The organism is Clostridium algidicarnis DSM 15099, assembly GCF_002934235.1.
GTDB classification, from domain to species: Bacteria; Bacillota; Clostridia; order Clostridiales; family Clostridiaceae; genus Clostridium_L; species Clostridium_L algidicarnis.
Window position 1 is genome coordinate 1 of the sequence record NZ_PTIS01000013.1, and the last position, 21,234, is coordinate 21,234.

Here is a 21,234-nt window from a genome sequence, read left to right on the forward strand (position 1 = left end):
ACTTTGAACCATTAAACCCCATCCCTGAGCTTGAAAGAATTTCTACCATGCCAGGGAAATAGCAAAAGTTAATTGAACTTTCACAACAACTTATAGTAAAAAATCAAGTTGTATAGATATAATCAAATTATTTTCACCTATCAGCATTTTGTTAAAAGTAAACAGTCTGAAAAGGTGTATTCTTGTTGCTCTTTTTTAATTTTCCAGAATAAATTTAAAAGTTCTGGTGAAAGAAAAAGTAATACCTCATTATTTTAGAGCACATTTTCACTTTTCAAAGTGTAATTTAAAACTAAAAAGTTTTAATCTGTTTTTTCATAGATTAGTTAACACTATCATTCTTTTTTACTGCTTATTTGTTTTTCACACCAATTACAAAATAAAAACATTAATAAAAAAAAGCATAACAAAATACTTAAAAATACTAAATCAAGAACCATGCTTAATTCCCTCCTCACTTAAGATATATCCACAATTTTTAATCTTTTCCCTTGGCATAACATCTATTATATATCTTTAAAATTTAAAACTAAACTATGGTTAAATCTTTAAAATAAGCTTATCTACCTTATTAGAGGCAATGAAACAACAAGGGCTATCTATACCGTAGTGATGTTTGATGTTTTCTCGTTTTAAGATAGGTATATAAATATATAAAAGCTACCTTTATCATTTATATAATAAAGGTAGCTTTTAACACTATATTTTTATATTTTTATATTTCTATATTGGTTCCTACATTGTTTTTTATTGCTTTTTCATATATTCTATATGCTGTAACTAGATCTAGTACACCAATTCCAACAGTTTTAAAGAGTGTGATTTCATCATCACTTTCTCTTCCTAGTATTTCGCCTGATATAACTTGTCCTAATTCACCTTCAAAATCTTTGTTTGATATAATTCCTTTTTCCATTGGTATTATAAAGTCCCCTGCTTCTGCAAGAACTCCTTCTTTTGTATCAAAATATATTTTATCTGACTTTTTAATTAAAACTTCGTCTAATTCTTGCATCTTAGGTGTATAAGCCCCAATTCCATTAACATGAGCACCTTTTTTTACTAAACTTCCATTAAAAACTGGCCTTTTAGAGGTTGTAACTGTAGTTATAATATCCGCATCTTTTATAGCCTCATTACCATCCTTTACAGCTATTATTCTTGTATTATACTTAGCTAACTTTACTTTCATATCTTCTACAAATTCCTCTGCTCTAGACTCATTTATATCAAAAATTCTAACTTCATCTAAATCTCTTACACAAATCATTGCCTCTAGCTGCGAAGGTGCCTGACCCCCTGTTCCAAAAAGCACTGCAATCTTAGCATCTTTTCTAGCTAGAATATCTGTAGCAGCTCCTTGCACTGCACCCGTTCTTAATTGAGTTAAATAAGTTCCATCCATTATAGCTGTAACCTCTCCAGTTTTTCCATCAAGTAAAATCATTTGAGCTGGAATTGAAGGCTTTCCTATTTCAATATTTTTAGGGAATACAGATACTATCTTTATTCCAGTAGCATCAATACCCTCTACATAAGCTGGCATAAATAAGCTCTGACCTTCATATTTGGGGATATCTATATTAACCCTTAAAGGCACTATACTTTCACCTTTTGAATATATCTTTAAGGCTTCTTTATCTGCTTCAATAGCATCTTCCATAGTAAATACTTTTTTTATATCTTCTTTAGTCAAAATTAACATTAAATCACTCCCTGTATTTTTTTGGATGCACCCCAGAGGTGCATCCATTATATGGTATAAAAACTGTTTTGTAAGTATACTTACAGGTACTTCTTATATTGTTTTATTTGTTTTTTATAATATGGGTATTTATCCACGTATTATTAGTGAATTCTCTAGACCTTATTTCAACTCTATCACCATATATGTTTAATAATAATCCTTGTGAATATTTACTATCTTCTTCGCCTTTTTCTGAGCAAGTGTAGGCTATTGAAGATGTGTTTACCATAGTAAATCCATCTTCGTAAATAGATTTTGGATGATTTAATATATAGTGTGAATGTCCTGAAAAGAGTATACTTTGTGGATATTCTTTTAGTATTTCCATAAGCTTTCCATCTTTTAATTCCCCAGATTCACAGCTACCATATACGGTATTGTAAATTGGTTGATGCAAAAATATAAATATAGGTTTATTATCTTTATCATGAACTTCTAATACCTTTTTAAGCCATCTGTATTGAGTTTCAGATATTATTGGAGTATCTCCATTAGCCATATCTGAAATCATAGATTCTTCACCACCTAAAGCTATAAAGTGATATCCTTCTATCCATTTATCATAATAAAGAGCCGGCATACCTGTTTTTTTAACAAACCTATCACTTAATTCTTTGTCTGTAACTTTAGACTCTTTGAAAACTCCTCTTTCGTAATACTCATGGTTACCAATAGAAATAACCCTTTCTACCTTTGGATCTAAGGTTTTATTTAACAAGTGCATAAACTCATCATACTGAGATTCTAGACCATTGTTTGTAATATCTCCTACTACAGCTAATACTTTAAGGTTTGGCGCTACATTTTTGTAATCATTTAAAGCCCTTTTAAACAAATTTTTTTCTCTTTCATCACCAATATGCACATCGCTTATAACACCTATTTGAAGATTTGGTATAGAGTTTTTATCCTTTTCCTTACTAGCAAAAACATTACTATGTAGTATAAAATTAAGTGCTATTAGCCCCAGTATAAATATAAAAACCTTTTGTTTCAATTTAACTTAATGTAAATCCTTGTTTTAAAATTGAACTCTTTATTGCTCCCTTAGTTGCGGGCTCATTATACTGGACCTTTACCTTCCCTGTTCCAGCATCAACCTGAACCTCTTGCACACCTTGTATTTTATCTAATGAGTTTTTGATTTTAGTCTTACCTTCTGAATTCATAACCCCTGATACTTCATATTGAATCTTCTTCATAAAAAATCCTCCTTTGTATTTAATAACTTAAACATATTATTATCAAATACAAAGGATTTTATGTAATAACTATTACATATTTATATATACTTTTTAGTGTCCACAATATTTAAAGGATTTTAGTAATTGCTTCAATTTCTTTTGTTAATTAAACTGGCTATCATAAAGTTTATAATAATATTCCTTTCTTTTTATTAATTCTTCATGTGTACCCATTTCCATTATGCTTCCATTATCAATTACCATAATTTTATCTGCATCTTTTATAGTGCTTAATCTATGAGCTATTATAAAACTTGTTCTACCTTTCATAACTCCTAGCAAAGCTTCTTGTATTTTAAGTTCTGTACGTGTATCTACGCTACTTGTAGCCTCATCTAATACTAATATTGATGGATTAGATAAAATAGCTCTAGCTATAGATACAAGTTGCTTTTCTCCTTGACTTAAACTTACTCCACCCTCCGAAATAATTGTATTATATCCTTTAGGTAATTTACTTATAAAAGCATCTGCATTAGCAAGCTTAGCAGCACTTTCTATTTCCTCATCTGTAGCATTTAAGTTTCCATATCGAATATTTTCTTTTATAGTATCCGAAAAAAGATAGCTATCTTGGAGTACTATTCCAAAAGCTTTTCTTAAACTATCTTTAGTGTATTTTTTAATGCTTTTCCCATCTATTAGTATATCTCCCTTTGAAACATTGTAAAACCCTGTAAGTAAATTAACAATAGTTGTCTTTCCAGCACCCGTAGGCCCAACTAAGGCAATATTTTCTCCCCTTTTCACATTAAAACTTATGTCCTTAAGCACATAAGAATCTTCATTATACCCAAAGGTTACATTTTGAAATTCAACATCTCCTCTTACATTGCTTAATACCTGTGCATTTTTTATATCTCTTGGCTCTTCCTTTTCATCTAAAGTTTCAAATACCCTTTCAGCACCTGCTACGGCAGATTGAAAGGTATTAAATATACTTGCTAAGTCATTTAAAGGTCTTGCAAACTGCCTTGAATAGCTAATAAAACTTGCTATTATTCCAACGGTAATTAAATCCTTTACCGCAAGTACTCCGCCTATAGCTGCTACAGCTGCAAATCCAATATTATTAATCACATTCATTAAGGGCATTATATAACCAGACCATACTTGAGCCTTTATTCCTACTTCACATAAGTTTGAATTTAAGTCATCAAACTCTTCAATTATCTTATCTTCCCTATTAAAAGCCTTTACCACATGAATTCCAGATATAGACTCTTCAATATGACCGTTTAATTTACCTAAAACCACCTGCTGTTCTTTGAATAATACCTTGGTTCTTTTTGCTATACTATTTGTCATAAATAAAACCAAAGGTAATGTCACCATACTTGCAACAGTAAGAAGAGGACTTAATATAATCATCATAGTAAAAGCACCTATAATATTTATAAAACTTGACATTAATTGAATTGTAGACTGAGATATGGTAGTACTTACGTTTTCTATATCGTTAGATAATCTACTCATTATTTCTCCATGAGTATGAGTATCAAAAAACATCAAAGGCAAACTTTGAAGCTTTTCAAAAAGTGCTTCTCTTAATCCAAATACAATTCTTTGGGATATACCAGCCATTATAAACCCTTGCAATAGCGTTATCAAACTATCCATAATATATGTTGATATAAGCACTATAGCTATTATCTTAAGGGTTTTAAAATCAACATAAAGCTTCCCTAAATTTAAAGCATCTACAGCTTTCCCTATTAAATATGGAACTAAAAGTCCAAAAGCTGAGCTTATTATTACAAGAGTAAATATTACTATCAATAGTTTTCTTTCTTTCCCAAAATACTCCCAAAGCCTTATAAGAGTTTCTTTAAAATTCTTTGGCTTAACTACTGGTTGCATACCTCTGTTTCTTTTGAAACTGTTTCCAGCGGGTATATTAGGTTTGGGACTTGTATATGAAGCACCCCTTTTATCTTTCTCCATTTATCTCCTCCCCCTTCCTATTTGTGAGTAATATATATCTTGGTAAACTTCAGAGCTTTTCATTAATTCTTCATGAGTTCCTATACCTACCATACATCCATTATCTAATACAATTATTTTATCTGCGGACATAACTGAAGTAATTCTTTGTGCTATTAATAAATAGATAATATTTTGTGAGTATTCCTTTAACCCTTTTCTTATCTCTCTTTCAGTAGTTAAATCCACCGCACTAGTAGAATCATCTAAAATAAGTATGTTTGGATGTTTAATCAAGGCTCTTGCAATAGAAATTCTTTGTTTTTGACCTCCAGAAAGATTCACTCCGCCCTGACCTAAAATAGTATCATACCCTTTTTCAAAAGAAGTTATAAAATCATCAGCTTTTGATATTTTAGCTACCATTTGCACTTCTTCTAAACTTGCATTTTCATTTCCCCACCTTATATTATCTAAAATACTTCCTGTAAAAAGTATTGTTTTTTGTGGAACTATGGATATTATCTCTCTTAGAACTTTTAAATCGAAATCCTTTACATCCACTCCATTTACTTTTATGTAACCTGATTTCACATCATAAAATCTTGGTATTAAATTAACTAAGCTACTTTTTCCAGATCCTGTGGCTCCAATTATACCTATGGTTTCTCCAATATCACAGGTAAATGTAATATTTTTAAGAATATCCCCACCGTTTTTATCATAAGAAAAGTATACATTGTTAAATTCTATTTTTTCATATGTATCTTTTGGAGTTAAGGTATCTTCTTTAACTATTAGGCTGTCTTCCTCTGAAAAGACCTCTCCTATACGCTCTGCTGACGTCCTTGCTCTTATAAACATGTTAAATACATGAGATATCATTATTAATGAAAATAATATTTGTGTCATATAATTTATAAATGCAATTATTTGTCCTACCTTCATAGTTCCGTTATTTACCTTTATTCCCCCAAACCAAATAACTAAAACAATGCCTAAATTTACGGTTAAAGTGATGCTAGGATTTAGAATTGACATAACCTTCATACCCTTTATTGAAGCATCAGTAAGCTCTCCATTTACATCTTTAAATCTTTCCTTTTCATAGCTGAATCTATTAAAAGCTTTTACCACCCTTACCCCAGATAGATACTCTCCCATTACTCCATTTACTTTATCTAAAGCTCTTTGTATGTTTTTAAAAAAAGGATAGCTAACCTTCATATTTATAAATATAAATACAGTAATAATAGGGACTATTGCTATAAGTATGAAAGCCATAGATGGATTAATTAATATGGCCATTATTATACTTCCGATGCACAGTATAGGTGCCTTCACAAATATCCTCATTGTTCCATGAGCAAAGGTTTGTACTTGATTTACATCACTTGTGAGCCTTGTCATAAGTGATGCTGTTTTAAATTTATCTACATTTTCAAAGGAAAAACTTTGTATCTTTTTAAAAAGGTCTCCTCTAAGATCACTACCAAACCTTTGCGATACATTACTTGAAATAATATTTCGTGTTATAGCACATGATGCTCCTATAGCTGTTACAAGAAGCATTAGCCCACCCAAATTAAGCACTAATGATATATCCTTTGTTGCAACCCCTTTATCTATAATTTTCGACATTATAGTAGGTTGCATAAGATCACAAAGAGTCTCAATAGTTATAAATATAAATGCAATCATATACTTATTTTTATACCTTTTTATATACTTATTCAAATAATCCATTATATCACACCCCAAAATTAAACTCATAATATGTTTAAATAAGAAAAAGGCAGATTTTAGCTGCCTTTTATTTCTTTTATATTTCAAAATCATAGACCTATATATATTTTACACAAGCTATACAATTTCTCTTATTATTTTGCTATTATTTCAATTCCATCTTCTGTTACTAAAATCATGTTCTCCCACTGTGATGAAAGTGATCCGTCTTTTGTAATAGCTGTCCAGTCATTATCCTCATCTATAAATAGCTTATAATCACCTGCATTTATCATAGGTTCGATAGTAAACATCATTCCAGGAACTAAAATCATTCCCTGTCCTTTTACCCCATAATGATATACAAAAGGCTCCTCATGAAATTCGATTCCAACTCCATGTCCGCCAAAATCTTTAACTACAGAAAATCCATTATTTTCTGCATGGGTTTGAATAGCTTCTCCAATATCACCTAAAAATCCCCAAGGCTTAACTGCTTCTATTCCTTTTTCTAAACATTCTTTACTTACCTTAACTAGCTTTCTAGCCTCATCACTTACATCACCAATCATGAACATCCTTGAAGCATCAGAATAATATCCATTAAATATAGTAGACACATCTACATTTATTATGTCTCCATTTTTAAGTATTATGTCTTTGCTTGGTATACCATGACAAACTTCCTCATTAATTGATGTGCAAACACTCTTTGGGAAGCCCTCAAAATTAAGAGGAGCTGGTACAGCACCTTTAGATATAGTATAATCATAAACTAACTTATCAATTTCTTCTGTGCTCATTCCCTCTTTAATATTTTCAGCTACTAAATCTAAAATAGCATCGTTAATAGCTGCACTCTTTTTTATAGCCTCTATTTCTTTTGCATTTTTAATCATATCTCTTGTAGGTACTTCATATCCTTCAAGTTCTAGCGAACTTAATCTTTCATCAAAATCTAAATGGCACCTTTTGTATTTGAGTCCACTTCCGCACCAACACTTACTATTTCTATCTAAACTCATTTAATCGTCTCCTTAATATAATACAATTCTTGCTAAATATTATTAATTAATAATATTTATATCATTATACTTTATTATACTCTTTTATGATAATTTTTAAAGTACTGTTTATATTATATGTTGTCTTTTCTATATTCTATATATTTTTATGTACTCTTTATATATTCTTTTTCATATAATACCTTTTAAAAGTAGATCCTATCCTCTTCCATTCTATCCACAATAGCTAATGATTCAACTTTCACGCCTAAATTATTTATGGCTTCTCTTCCACCTTGAAAACCCTTTTCAATAACAATTCCTACTCCTACAACTTCTGCTCCAGCTTGTTTTACTATATCAATTAATCCACAAGCAGCACATCCACTAGCTAAAAAGTCATCTAATATAATCACTCTTTCATTAGCCTTTATAAAACTTTTACTTACCATCACATTATAAGTTTTATCTTTAGTATAAGAATGAACTGACGATTTATAAAGATCATTGTCTATATTTAAGCTCTCAGCCTTTTTTGCAAAAACTACTGGCACAAAGTTAAAATATTGAGATGCTATAGCTGCTATACCAATACCTGAAGCTTCTATAGTAACAATCTTATCCACCTTTTCTCCTTCAAATCTTCGCTTAAATTCTTTTCCTATTTCATTTAATAAAACTATATCCATTTGATGGTTTAAAAAGCTATCAACCTTTAATATTCTTCCATCTCTAACCTTGCCGTCTTGTATTATTCTATTTTTTAACAAATCCATAAAATTCATTCCTTTCGATTAACTACACTATTAAATTTTTAAACAATTTTCATAAAACTTTACACACTTTTATTTTCTAATCCATATGTATTAAAATTATATAAAATTCATTGTACCTTTTAAATAAAAAAATTCGAATATCTTTGTATAAATTCTTATTTAATATTATACCATATTGCTTGATTATTTTTTAAACTTGTAATTTACTTGTATAACATACACCAATTATATTGTTTTTAAATTTACATATGGATTATCTAAATTTAAAAAGGTTGTTGATAATTAAAATTATCAACAACCTCTCTATTTTTTAACATTATATAAAACTATATAATATACTAACTACTTGCTTTTTGGATATTTTTTATATACTAATGAGCATATAAAAGCTGTAAATGGTACCGTTAGTACTACACCTATACTTCCACTTATACCTTGTATAATTTCAGTACCTACTATATCAAGATTTAAAAGTTGCAGTGATGCCATATTGCTTGAAACAATAAGTATTATAAGACTTAAACTTCCTCCTGCAAAAGCTAGTATCAAAGTGTTAGACATAGTTCCTATAATATCTTGTCCTATATTCATCCCTGATTTAAATAAATCTTTAGATGAAAGTTTATGATTTAAACTAAATATTTCATACAGTGCTGAGGATATAGACATAGCCACATCCATTACTGCCCCTAATGATGCTATAAGTATACCAGCAAACATAATTCCATGGAGTTTTAATGAAGAGTTTTCTGCTACATACAACATATTCTCTGTATTTTCCATAGTTAAACCTGATAGGTGTGCAAATTTACCAGATACATAGGATATAATTCCTGCTGCAACGATGCCCATTAAGGTACCTATAATAGCACAATAAGTTTTTTTACTCCTACCATTTAAAAGGTATAGCGTCACAAATGTTATCATAAAAGCTACTCCTATAGCTGCTACCACTGGACTTACGCCTCTTAACATAAGCGGAATCATAAAAAAGATTATACTTACAAAGGTAAATATTAAAGCCACAACAGATTTAACTCCTTTTAATCTTCCTATACCTATAATAGTTAATATAAAAATTCCTACTAGTGAATATATGACATTAGATCTTTTGTAACTGTAAATAGTTATATCACTGATTTGACCTTTATCTTTAAGTATAGCTACAACTATCTCCATATCTTTTTCTACCTTCGTGTTATATAGCCTACTTATGGAATTTTTGATTTGGAAGACTTGCCCCCTATATTCCCCGCTTCTTAACTCTACAGTTATATTTTGCATACCTACTTCTATATAATTTAACTTTTCATCTTTTTGAACCTTTTCAGTATCTATAGATTTTACTATAGCTTTTTCATAGGTTACATTCTTTCTTGCTTTATCTTTTAAAAATCCACCTTGATAAATAAGCTTTGAGGTAGCTACTATTAATATGGAAACTACTAGTACAACTATTATACCTGCATATCTTTTTAGACTCTTCATTATATATCTCCTCATAGAAATTTATATATTATCTTTTGTTTATATTTTATATAATTTTTGAACCTATTACTATTTCTTTTTTTTAATTATTAGTACACCACCTAATGTTAGTGTGATTCCTAATGTTAAAAGCATTTCTAATGTTACCCCTCCTGTTTTAGGAATTTTATTCCACATTGGCTTTTCTCTAGAAGATGTTGTGTCTTTTATATCTACCGGATTCAGTGGCTTTACGGGTATTTCTGGTTTGCTTGGATCCACCGGTTCTACAGGTATTTCTGGTTTATTTGGATCTACTGGATCTACTGGATCTACTGGATCTACTGGATCTAATGGTTCTACTGGATCTACTATATCCCCATCCTTTATCTTTAATATTTCTCCAGAATTTCTAACTCTTATTCTATTTCCTTCTGGGTCTACTGATGCAAGTCCGATAGCTGAAATACTATCTCCAACCTTAATTGTTACATCCCATTTCCCCTTAGTTGCTTCGTCCTTTCCATCCCATATATAACCTTGAAGATGAACTCTTGCAGTTCCTGAGCCATCATTTATATATATGCTATCCGCAGTTATCCTTTCAACCTTACCAGAAGTCTTTATTAATAATCCTTCTGTTTCTTTTAACATTGAGTCTTTAGTAGACATAACCTTAGGCTCTATAGGGCTTTCATTAGCATCTATTATCTCTAGATTTTCATCTTCATTGCCATCAAGAGCTAATTGAAGGTCCTCTTCATATGATCCTGTAACACCTGTTATTCTTACTTTTTGTCCAACTTTTAATGGTGTCTTTGAAATACCAAACACTGTAATTCCAGCTGTTTCATCTTGTACATATATAACCTCAAAGAAAGAGTTTTTTGGATTTACTCCTTCAGATTGAGATGTAACTGTTCCTTCTATGGTATATCTTTCACCCTTTTGTTTTTCTGCTATATTTCTAAATTCTTTTATAGATATCTTTTCTGCTATCTTTTTAGGTGCCAACCATCTTAAAGCATTTTCAGTTATCTTTCTATTAGCATTTTCTATGTTTTCTATTTCAAAATCCGTGAAAAATGATGAACCTGAAACCATAACCTTTGAACCATTTGCTAACTCCTCAGCTGCTAGTACCTTTACATTTCCCTTTTCTACAGGAACATTGTCTCCTTGTTTATCTGCATCCTGTGTTAGAGTTGTATCATGTCCAGAAACTAAAAATTCCACTTTAGAAAGATCTGCCCCCTCTTTTGCCACTACTGAACATCCACTATAAAAACTATAGGTTTGATCTTTTCCTAATCCAGATGTTATACCGTATTTACTATCTGCGAACATATCAAAGGCAAGTCTAAATGTTTGATTACTGTATTTATCATTATCTATAACCTGATCATCATTAATTCTTAAATTAGAATTAATAGCCTGAAGTATAGGATTTAATTGTTTGTCATTGCTATATTCACCTTGTCCATCACCATAATCAGCCTTACTTGCAATTATTATATTCCCACCATTTTCAACAAAGTTTGCAATAACTTGAATTTCCTTTTCTGAATATTTTTTGGGACTTAATATTATTTCTCCTGTTACCTTATCTTTAACCTCAACACTTTGTGGATTTGTTATTACTAATAGTTTAGAATCTTTTAAAACATCTTCGGTTAATTCATTTTTATTAACAACGCATGTTCCTTCATTACTTTCAATTAATTCCTTAAAGTTCCTTATTTGATCTTTATACTTTCCATTAATATACTCATTCTCCTTAGAGCCATCAACAACTACCCTTGCTATATCTTCTGATTTTTTAACTATATGTTTAGTACTTACAACAAAGTTTTTATTTACATCATCAATCTTTATAGTTGCTTTAGCACTTATGGTAAATTCTCCTGTAGATTTTGGGATCCATTTAATCTTAACATCGTCATTGGTTGATGCTTTTAATTTTAATGTATCTTCATGTATCTTTTCTTTATTATTATCTTGCTCTGCAAAGTATTCAATTCTAACTCCTTCTAGATCCTTTTCTGAGTTATTAAATACCTTTGTTGTTAATTCTACTTCTTCACCTAATGCACTAAGTTTTGAATCTGCTACTATAGATGTAAGTCCTACTGATACTGTTTCTCCTACCCAAACTGGTGCAGTAACAGCAATATCTTTATCTGATTGATCTACTCTTATATAATAATAGGAGTATTCTGGTTTAAGTTCTACATTCCAATCAGCTGATGAAGAATCAAACTTCTTTGATTCAACTACAGCACCACCATTAGCTATAATTGATATTTTGGATATCTTGTCCTCTTTATCTTCATCCATTACATTAATTTTAAAATTGAGCTTTTCTGCATCTTTAAATATTGTTCCCATTGGCTCATCATTAACTGTTAGGTTTATTTTTAAGTTTTCATCTTCTGTAGCATATACCTTTCTTTCTCTTAAAGATTGATATATAGCTTCCTCTGTAAGTGCTGGTGCCTCAATAACAGTTCTAGCACTATTAGCATTTCCCCATCTACCTTTATGGTTATCTTGATTGTTAGTTGGTGCTACATGCCATCCTTTATCTAAAGCTCTTGTGTAATATTCAAAACTTGGGAAATATCCACTTCCTCTTATAGGACCTTCACCATTTCCAACTTCTATCATGTTTACTACATTATCTGCAGCACTTGAATAAAATCCAAAGTCTCCAAAATCCCCAAAGGTCTTTCCTGGATGATTTAATTGACTTATAGTTTCTTCAGCTTTTGAAATGGTATCATAATATGTTTTCAAGTCCATTTTACTATTACTTCTTGTTTCAAATCCTTTACTATTAAATGTATTTATATGTCCCCAACCACCTGTAGATTTAGACCAAGTCATCTCATATCCATATAAGGATACAAACTTACCTTCATCTTTGTATTTTGCTGCTGCTACTCTACCTTGTTTCCATTTTTCACTCATTGATCCATCATTTATATTAGCCGCTGTATCATTATCAAACCAATTTGAGTGATCTGTTACTGCTAAGAAATCTACATTTGCTTTATTTTTTCCATATTCATAAGCTTCATCTATAGTTCCTATACCATCTGAAAGATTAGTATGTGAGTGTAATTGTCCAAAATATAGTTCTTTAGATTCTATGCCCACACTAAATGTCCAACTGATTTCAGTATTATTTCCTACTATATCAGCTAATATAACTTTAACATTATGAGCTCCATCTTTTAAATTTTCTTTTGGTGTAAACTTAAATCCCTCTTCAGTTATATCACACTTACTTGTTATGTCTTCATCATTTAAAGCAATCTTTACCGTATCTTTATTAATTCCTGATTCATCTTGAAATTTTGCACTTATTTCTGGTCTATTATTTTCTTTTGTGCTTCCTATTGGCATCTTATTTGAAACCTCAGGTCCATTTTTATCTGTGCGTGCTTTAACTATTACCTTAGTTTGTGACTTTATCTTAGGATTATCTAAAGAGGATACTGTTATAATAGACTCCCCTTGTTTTAAGGCCTTGATTTTTCCTTTATTTATAGTAACAACGCTATTGTCAGATGATTCCCATGAAACGTTGGTTTGTGTTGTATTACTTGGCTTAAACTCAAGTCCTAAGATATTTTCATCTTCAATCTCCATATTCATTTCTTTTTGCACTAATATATCTTCTAATTCTATTACTTCTATTTTACCTCTAGTTACTACTTTTATATCATCTAAGGCAATATTACCACCATTTTTTTCATAAGAAAATTTTAATTGATTAAACTCTTTAGGTAGATCAATCTCTATAAATTCTCCACTTACCTTTATTTCCTCTAACATTTTTACAATTTCCCAATTTCCTTCTTTTAATCCTTCAATTTTAAGTTTCGAATAGTTTGGATTACCTGGAGTAGATAAATTTGAAGCTACCCAAAATGAAACTTCCATGTCTTTTTTGCTATTAAAAGTAGGTGTTATTACTGCATCTACCTGTGTTTTAGCTATCTTTAAAGAAGGTCCATTTCTACTTTCACCAGTCTTAGTTTTATAAAAATCTGTTGTTTTCAAAGTCCACCCTTCTGGTACCTCTTTAGGGTCTTTAGCTAACCCATCAAATCCTTCATAGATAAGTATCTCTTCTTGTGCTTGTTCAGCTAATACAGGTATTACTGGAGAGAAAACGTTTACCAATACCATAGACAAAATCATTAGCCACAAAACCGACTTTCTTGATCTTTTTTTCATTAAAATTCATCCCCCTTGTATTTTATATTTAGGCATCTTTAAAGTATCTTTAACATCACAGTAAAATTTGTGCTATGTTTAATCTATAAATCCTATGTACAAAGTTCCTAAAGTTGAATGGTTATACCCCTGCATAGCACAAATTTTAAATATGAATTAGTTACTTTTTAGATACCTTACTAAGCTAAATCTTTTAAATAATTATGTAACATTTGTGAAAGCGCTTTACTAATCTTTATAGAAATACATATATTCATTATATATTGAATATATGGTTTAAATACTCACTTTTATATTCTTATATACAACTTTAAGTTTATATGCTTATGCTTGAATTGTCAAGCAATTGTAAATTAAGCTTCATTTGTAAAAAAGAATCTATCTCATAATTTTAAAAAGGACTGCCTCAAATTTTTTATTTTGATGCAGCCCTTACTTTAAATATTATGTTGATTTTTAAAAAGTTTATTTTTATGAAGTAGTATCATAAATACTAAAGTTAAAAGTATTCCTTTAAATACACTACTCATGCTTATACTCCACCATATTCCGTTTAGTCCAAGCAAATTTTCTGAAGATAATATTTTGGCTGCTGGTACTCTAAGCCCTGTGAATACTATACCTATAATAGATGGGAATAAGGTTCTTCCAAGTCCATTAAATGCTCCTGTAGTAGTTATTTCAAGACACATAAAGAGCTGAGAATATCCAAGAATTCTTAAATAAACTATCCCATATTCTATAGCTTCTTTTTCGGGTATAAAGAATCCAAATATGTACTTTCCTCCAAATACTAAAAGTAGTGTGGCCAGTATTCCGACTACAGATGCCATTGCTAAGGTGTAAAAATATCCTTTACGTATTCTATCATATCTTTTAGCACCATAATTTTGACCAACAAAGGCTCCAAGAGCTGTAGAAAGCCCTCCTGCAGTCATCCATGATACAGCCTCTATTTGGGATCCAACCTTTTGAACTGCTATAGGTACAGGTCCCCATACAGCAATTATTCTTGCTATTAGCATAGAAAACAATGTAAATAATCCATTTTGGAAGGCCACAGGCATTCCAAGTCTTGCTATATCTTTTACATAATAAAAATCTATTTTAGAAAATATATTTATTTTAAATGCATGTTCTTCACTTTTATACATAATAACTAAAAAACAAGTAGTAACTAAAGCCTGAGCCAAAACCGTTGCTATAGCTGCTCCCTTTACTCCCATAACTGGGAATGGACCTACTCCAAATATCAATAAGGGGTCAAAAATTATATTAAATATAAGACCTACAGTGTTTATTAAAAATGGTATTTTACTATTGCCTGTACCATTAAATATAGCTGTAAATACAGGGTTTAAAAAGTTAAATATAATCCCCATTCCAACTATAGAAAGATAACTTTCAGCCATAGATATTACATGAGTATCACCAAGATTGAAAAAGCTAATAAGGTTACTTTTAAAAATCACAAGTATAAATGTATATATTATAGCAAAAATTATATTTATTTGTAGGCTTGTAACTATATACTTTTTTGCTGCCTTCTCATCCTTTTTTCCAACAGCTTGAGCTACTCTAACTTCTGCACCAATCTTAGATATTAATATAAATGCCATAGAAAGCCAGGTAAAAAATCCAGCAGTGCCAATAGCCGCTACAGCCTTACTTCCAACTCTTCCTATCCATATCATATCCGTCATATTATAAGCCATTTGTATAAAAGAAGTACCCATTATTGGTAATGCAAGTCTTATAAGGCTTGTACCTATATTTCCCTCTACAAGATCTATTTTTTTCAACTACACCACTCATTTCTTAACAAATTTTATTTCTTAACAATCTTAAGTATATCTACAATAATCGCTTTAAGCAATATCCTATATTTATCTTTTATTTTAATGTTTTTTTAAATTACAAAACTCAATCTACAAATTTTATTTCCTAAGAAATACTACAACTCTATCTTTTATTTAGAACAAAACACCTTTACTAGCTGCAAAAAAAGAGATAGAAATCTGAGTTTTCTATCTCTTAAAAAATGTGTTATCTACTTTTTAATATTTTTTATAGATTCTTTTGCATATTTTGTATTAACAATCTTATCATAGGGAGCCCTTTTATCAAGTTCTCCTGCTGTGTCCATTACATCCATTAACTTATTTAAGCTTTCCTCTTTTAATATAGGATCTTCACACCAAGCATCTACAGACTTATATCTTTTAACTACCTTTATTAGATCATCCATGCTAATATCAGTAAAAAATGGTGCTATAGATTTTGCTATGTCCTCTTCACTATGATTTTTAACATATAGTTGCCCTTTGTATATAGCATTTGTGAACTTTTGAATTACTTCTGGATTCTTTTCCATATAATTATTAGTTACACAATATGCTGTATAAGGTATCTCTCCTGATAATTCTCCTATAGAAGCTAATATATATCCCTTATTTTCCTTTTCTACAGCTGTGGCCGCTGGCTCAAATAACGTTACATAATCACCTTCACCCGCTATAAATACTCCACTCATTACATTAAATTGTACATCAGTTCTTACATTTACTTCTCCTTCTTTAGTATTTTCCCCTACCTTAAGCCCCTTATCTTTTATAACATACTCTAATGTCATTTCAGGCATTCCGCCTTTTCTTCCCCCAATTACTTCTTTTCCTTTTAATTCTTCAAGCTTAAAGTCCTTTTTATCTTCTCTTCCAACTAAAAAGCTTCCATCTCTTTTAGTAACTTGCGCAAAGTTTATAGCATAATCTTTACTCTTTTTATTATAGATATATATAGAAGCTTCCGGCCCCATAAGTCCTATTTGTGACTCTCCTGAAACTAGAGCAGCCATGGTTTTATCTGCACCTTGAGCTGACATAAGTTCTACTTTTAACCCTTCCTCTTCAAAAAAGCCTTCATTAATAGCTACATACTGTGGTGCATAAAAAACAGAATGAGTAACTTCCGCAACCTTTATTTTAGTTATCTCATCTTTTTTAGTGCAAGATGTAAGTGTTATTGCTATTGCTAATGTAAATGGCAAAGCCAATGCTATCTTTTTAATAATTTTCATAATGTCACCACCACTTTTTTATAATATAAACCTTTTAATATTTTATTGTAACTTAGTTAATTTCTTTTTTGTTTATATAACTTTTCTATTACATTTACAACTTGATACATAATCAAAGCACAAATTGCTAAAACTACAACACCCATCATAACCAAATCTAATTTAAATACCTGTCCACCATATACAATCAAATATCCTATACCATACCTAGATACTAAAAACTCTCCAACTATAACCCCAACCCAGGACATTCCTATATTTATCTTTACTATATTTATTATATTTCCAATGTTTGAAGGTAATATAAGCTTTCTTAGTATTTGACCTTTTGTAGCTCCAAAGCTTTTTAGCATTTTAATCTTTTCCTCATCTGCATTTATGAAATGATTATATGCAGATAAAATAGTTGTAACTAATGAAATTGTTATTGCAATTACTACTATACCTTTTATACCGGCCCCAATCCATACTATAAGAATAGGTGCCAGTGCAGTTTTGGGTAATGCATTTAAAACAACTAAAAATGGATCTAAAATTTTAGATGCAGTTTCAGACCACCAAAGCATTATAGCTATTAAAATTCCGAGTATGGTCCCTATAGTAAATCCAAATACAGTTTCTAGTACCGAGATCCCTATATGTTTAAATAGCTCACCAGTTTTTACGTATTTTAGAAAAAGCAAATATATATCACTTGGTTTACTAAATAAAAAGGTATCTATTACATTAACCTTTGCTAGGACTTCCCAAATTAATAGACATATTATAAGAATAAAAATTTGCCAAAATAAAATCATTCTTTTTTGTCTTTTTTTATCCTTCAAAAAGCTTTCATAAGGGCTCAAATCTTTATTTTTCATAAATATCTAGCTCCTTCCATAAAACATCAAAATAATCCTTAAACTCCGGTGCCTTCCTTGCAGATAAAGGAGTTTTATCCCCTTCAACTGTAAGCTTAATATCATGTATAGACTTTATGGTTGAAGGCCTTCTAGACAGTACCCCTACAAAATCTGCCATGGATATTGCTTCAGATATATCATGTGTAACTAATATTGTAGTCTTCTTCTCATTTTTTATAATTTTATATATATCATCGCTAACTAAAAGCCTAGTTTGATAGTCAAGGGAGGAAAAAGCTTCATCTAAAAGCAAAATATCTGGATCCACCGCAAGAGTCCTGATTAAAGCTACTCTTTGCCTCATTCCTCCAGACAGCTCTTTTGGGTACCTATTTCTAAATTCCCAAAGCCCATAATTTTTTAAAAGACCTTCTATCCTTTTTTTATGGTTATTATCTAGCTTTTTTTGTATCTCAAGTCCAATAGTTATATTATCCATTATAGTTCTCCACTCTAAAAGATGATCTCTTTGAAACATATAACCTATTTTACCCTTAATATAAACTTCTCCAAAGTTTGGTTTTAAAAGACCGCTTAATATATTAAGAAGTGTTGATTTACCACAACCTGACGGCCCTAATATAGCCAAAATCTCACCTTTTTCTACAGAAAAATTTATATTTTTAAGCACATTTAATTCACCTTCTAAAGTGTAAAAGTCCTTATTAATATCTTTAACATCTACCATTATCTCCATAAACTCACCTCCATAAAAGGTCCTATCTAAACCTAAATTTAACATAGGCGCCTTTATACTATATTATCTAACTCTAATATAAAGTGTGATTAATTCTTTTGAAATATTTATTCTATCATGTTTAAAATCAGAAGCTATATTAAAACATAAAAAGTTATAGGTAGAAACTTCCACCTATAACTTTTATGCTATTTTTAAATATAACATTCATTAATAATTACCCTAACATATTATTTAACATTATTACCTGATTTACCTTCAAAATTTAAATTCTTGTTTACTTTGTCTAAATAATCTACTTCTTGTACTATATTGTTTTCAAAACTTTTCACAGCATTTCTTGTATAACGTCCTATTCTAACTACACCTTTACCGTCTGTATTTAGCCTTTTCATAAAATCTCCTCCTTTTTATATAGTTTCAGCCATTTTTCAAAAAACATACTAGAAAATATAGTACCTATAATTGTAGAAATTCCCCACAGTGGTTTCATTATCATTTGATAATAACTTGTACCCATTATTACATATCATATGTCTCATTTTAAGGGTTCTATCATATAATATGAGTATATAAAATTATCAATTAGGAGTGAATTAATTGGAAAATGCTAAACTTGGAACAAGAGCCTCCTTAATCACTATTTTAGTAAATATAGTTCTTTGTATATTTAAAATGCTAGCAGCTTTTGTCGGCAAAAGTAGCGCAATGCTAGCCGATGCTGTTCATAGTCTTGCTGACATATTAACAACAGTTATGGTTATAATCGGTCTAAAAGTATCAAGTAAAGCAGCGGATACAACCCATCCATATGGTCATGAAAAATTCGAGCCCATATTTGCAAAAATTATGAGTTTTATATTAATATTCACTGGAGTCTCTATAGGCTATAAGGCCTTAATGGACTTAATATCAGGAAATCTAAATTACCCTGGTAAAATAGCATTAATTGCTGCTGCAGTTTCTATATTTGTAAAAGAACTTATGTATTGGTATACAATAAAGATAGCAAAGAAAATAAAAAGTGTTGCAATGGAAACGGACGCTTGGCACCATCGTTCTGATGCATTATCCTCTATAGGTACATTTTTAGGTATATTAGGTGCAAGAATGGGATTGAAAATTTTAGACCCTATTGCAGGACTTCTCGTAAGTTTTTTAATTATAAAAATTGGTATAGAATATTACTTAAAATCCATAAATGAGCTAGTGGACCACTCTGCAGAAGATAATATTGTAAAGCAGATTGAATATATAGCCTCTAACGTTCCTGGAGTTATTAACATTGTTAACTTAAAGACTAGATCCTTTGGAAATAAGGTCTATGCCGATATTGAAATATCTGTAGATGGAGATTTAACTATAAATGAGGGGGATAAAATAGCTGAAAATGTCCATGGGTTAATTGAAGATAATATTTCAGACATAAAACACTGCCTAGTAAAGTTAAAACCTAAATAATAAATTGATATTTATAGGTGGACTCGGTATTTATGGTGCATATATAAATAAAAAGTATACAGGTACTTGGCTTAAGATTCATAGAATAGCAGCTTTTACACTAATAGTTTCTATAATCATACACGTTATATAAAAGGTAGCTTTTTATTGCAAAAAACACCTTATAGAATACACAAATAAAGAAGTGCATCTATAAGGTGTTTTGATTTAATTATGCTGCTATCTTCAAAAATTCTTCCATAGAAAGAGTATACTGAATTTGCTTTGAAAATTCTTTATCTTTTGTAAACCCTATTTTCTTGAAAGCTTTTGTAGATCTTTTATTTTCGTAGCTTATTTTGGCTATTACCTCATCTACTCTCCAATTAAAAAATGCGTGTTTTAATCCTTCAAAAATAGCTTCAGGTCCAAGTCCCTGACCCCACTTTTCTCTATCACCAATTACTATTACCATTTCTGCTCCATTAGGTTTTGGAACAAGTCTCAAAAAACCAATAGGCTCATCTTTTTTTGTAGTTACCATGAAAAAGCTACCATCATTATTAAATAAATGAGTAAGGATTGGCATATTAGTATTATGTATTACTTGTTTAATACTTTTACAGACGTTTTGTCCTTCATTTAAATATTCCACAACTTCTTCATCCTCCAGCCAGTCAATAATCTTCCATGCATCATTAGTAAAGACTTCTTGACGTAACCTTATATTATTAACCTTCATTTTTATATAACCCCCATAAAATAATAAAAACCCTATTATAGGCAAAATTCTCGCCCTTAATAGGTTTCGACTAAATACTTATAAAGCATACCATCCTAATACATTTATGACAACCATTGTATCCTGCCCTTTTATGGGGTAATCTAAGTTTACTAACATTTAAATGAGGATGCCTTTAAAAAAATGCCTATTGCTCCTTTAAGCTAGCTTTTTAGATATAAAAATTATCAAGTGATTCTTAGACTC

At 30.3% G+C, this 21,234-nt stretch carries 16 protein-coding genes; 1 reads left to right on the forward strand and 15 read right to left on the reverse strand.

Features of this window, described 5'->3' with window-relative positions; genetic code table 11:
* Positions 1-715: 715 nt before the first annotated feature.
* The 14 genes from BD821_RS09285 to BD821_RS13450 form a co-directional block, all read right to left on the reverse strand.
* Entirely contained in the window at positions 716-1,705 is a 990-nt protein-coding gene (locus BD821_RS09285) for an ornithine cyclodeaminase family protein (protein ID WP_104410237.1), read from the reverse strand.
* A gap of 103 nt (positions 1,706-1,808) precedes the next feature.
* Complete coding sequence (locus tag BD821_RS09290) at positions 1,809-2,744, reverse strand: metallophosphoesterase family protein (protein WP_104410238.1); 936 nt, start codon at positions 2,742-2,744, stop codon at positions 1,809-1,811.
* A 1-nt stretch (position 2,745) separates the two neighbouring features.
* Positions 2,746-2,949, reverse strand: coding sequence for a heavy-metal-associated domain-containing protein (locus tag BD821_RS09295; protein WP_029452653.1), 204 nt, complete (start codon positions 2,947-2,949; stop codon positions 2,746-2,748).
* A gap of 144 nt (positions 2,950-3,093) precedes the next feature.
* The gene (locus BD821_RS09300; RefSeq protein WP_104410239.1) at positions 3,094-4,935 is read right to left on the reverse strand and encodes an ABC transporter ATP-binding protein; all 1,842 of its coding nucleotides are present in this window, start codon (positions 4,933-4,935) and stop codon (positions 3,094-3,096) included.
* Positions 4,936-6,660 carry an ABC transporter ATP-binding protein gene (locus BD821_RS09305; protein ID WP_104410240.1) on the reverse strand — a complete coding sequence of 575 codons (1,725 nt, stop codon included), beginning with the start codon at positions 6,658-6,660 and terminating at the stop codon, positions 4,936-4,938.
* A gap of 134 nt (positions 6,661-6,794) precedes the next feature.
* Positions 6,795-7,664, reverse strand: a complete 870-nt coding sequence (locus BD821_RS09310) for a methionyl aminopeptidase (RefSeq protein ID WP_104410241.1) — start codon at positions 7,662-7,664, stop codon at positions 6,795-6,797.
* 185 nt (positions 7,665-7,849) lie between these two features.
* Positions 7,850-8,419, reverse strand: a complete 570-nt coding sequence (locus tag BD821_RS09315) for a xanthine phosphoribosyltransferase (RefSeq protein WP_104410242.1) — start codon at positions 8,417-8,419, stop codon at positions 7,850-7,852.
* A gap of 342 nt (positions 8,420-8,761) precedes the next feature.
* Complete coding sequence (locus BD821_RS09320; protein WP_104410243.1) at positions 8,762-9,907, reverse strand: YibE/F family protein; 1,146 nt, start codon at positions 9,905-9,907, stop codon at positions 8,762-8,764.
* A 69-nt stretch (positions 9,908-9,976) separates the two neighbouring features.
* Positions 9,977-14,131 (reverse strand): CehA/McbA family metallohydrolase, encoded by a 4,155-nt coding sequence (locus BD821_RS13595; RefSeq protein ID WP_104410244.1) that lies wholly within the window; start codon positions 14,129-14,131, stop codon positions 9,977-9,979.
* 437 nt (positions 14,132-14,568) lie between these two features.
* Entirely contained in the window at positions 14,569-15,933 is a 1,365-nt protein-coding gene (locus BD821_RS09330) for an MATE family efflux transporter (protein WP_226104535.1), read from the reverse strand.
* A 248-nt stretch (positions 15,934-16,181) separates the two neighbouring features.
* Complete coding sequence (locus BD821_RS09335; protein ID WP_104410245.1) at positions 16,182-17,207, reverse strand: ABC transporter substrate-binding protein; 1,026 nt, start codon at positions 17,205-17,207, stop codon at positions 16,182-16,184.
* A gap of 56 nt (positions 17,208-17,263) precedes the next feature.
* A complete protein-coding gene (locus BD821_RS09340; RefSeq protein ID WP_104410246.1) occupies positions 17,264-18,067 on the reverse strand; it encodes an ABC transporter permease in 804 nt (267 codons plus the stop codon).
* Positions 18,057-18,806, reverse strand: coding sequence for an ABC transporter ATP-binding protein (locus tag BD821_RS09345; protein ID WP_104410247.1), 750 nt, complete (start codon positions 18,804-18,806; stop codon positions 18,057-18,059). The genes BD821_RS09340 and BD821_RS09345 overlap by 11 nt, the downstream gene beginning before the upstream one ends.
* A gap of 230 nt (positions 18,807-19,036) precedes the next feature.
* A complete protein-coding gene (locus BD821_RS13450; RefSeq protein ID WP_169994096.1) occupies positions 19,037-19,201 on the reverse strand; it encodes a hypothetical protein in 165 nt (54 codons plus the stop codon).
* Positions 19,202-19,406: 205 nt separating this feature from the next.
* Here BD821_RS13450 and BD821_RS09350 point away from each other — a divergent pair, with 205 nt between their 5' ends.
* Positions 19,407-20,267 (forward strand): cation diffusion facilitator family transporter, encoded by an 861-nt coding sequence (locus tag BD821_RS09350; RefSeq protein ID WP_104410248.1) that lies wholly within the window; start codon positions 19,407-19,409, stop codon positions 20,265-20,267.
* A 211-nt stretch (positions 20,268-20,478) separates the two neighbouring features.
* Here the strand turns inward: BD821_RS09350 and BD821_RS09355 are convergent, their stop codons facing one another.
* Positions 20,479-20,988 carry a GNAT family N-acetyltransferase gene (locus tag BD821_RS09355; RefSeq protein ID WP_104410249.1) on the reverse strand — a complete coding sequence of 170 codons (510 nt, stop codon included), beginning with the start codon at positions 20,986-20,988 and terminating at the stop codon, positions 20,479-20,481.
* Between the last annotated feature and the right edge of the window lie 246 nt (positions 20,989-21,234).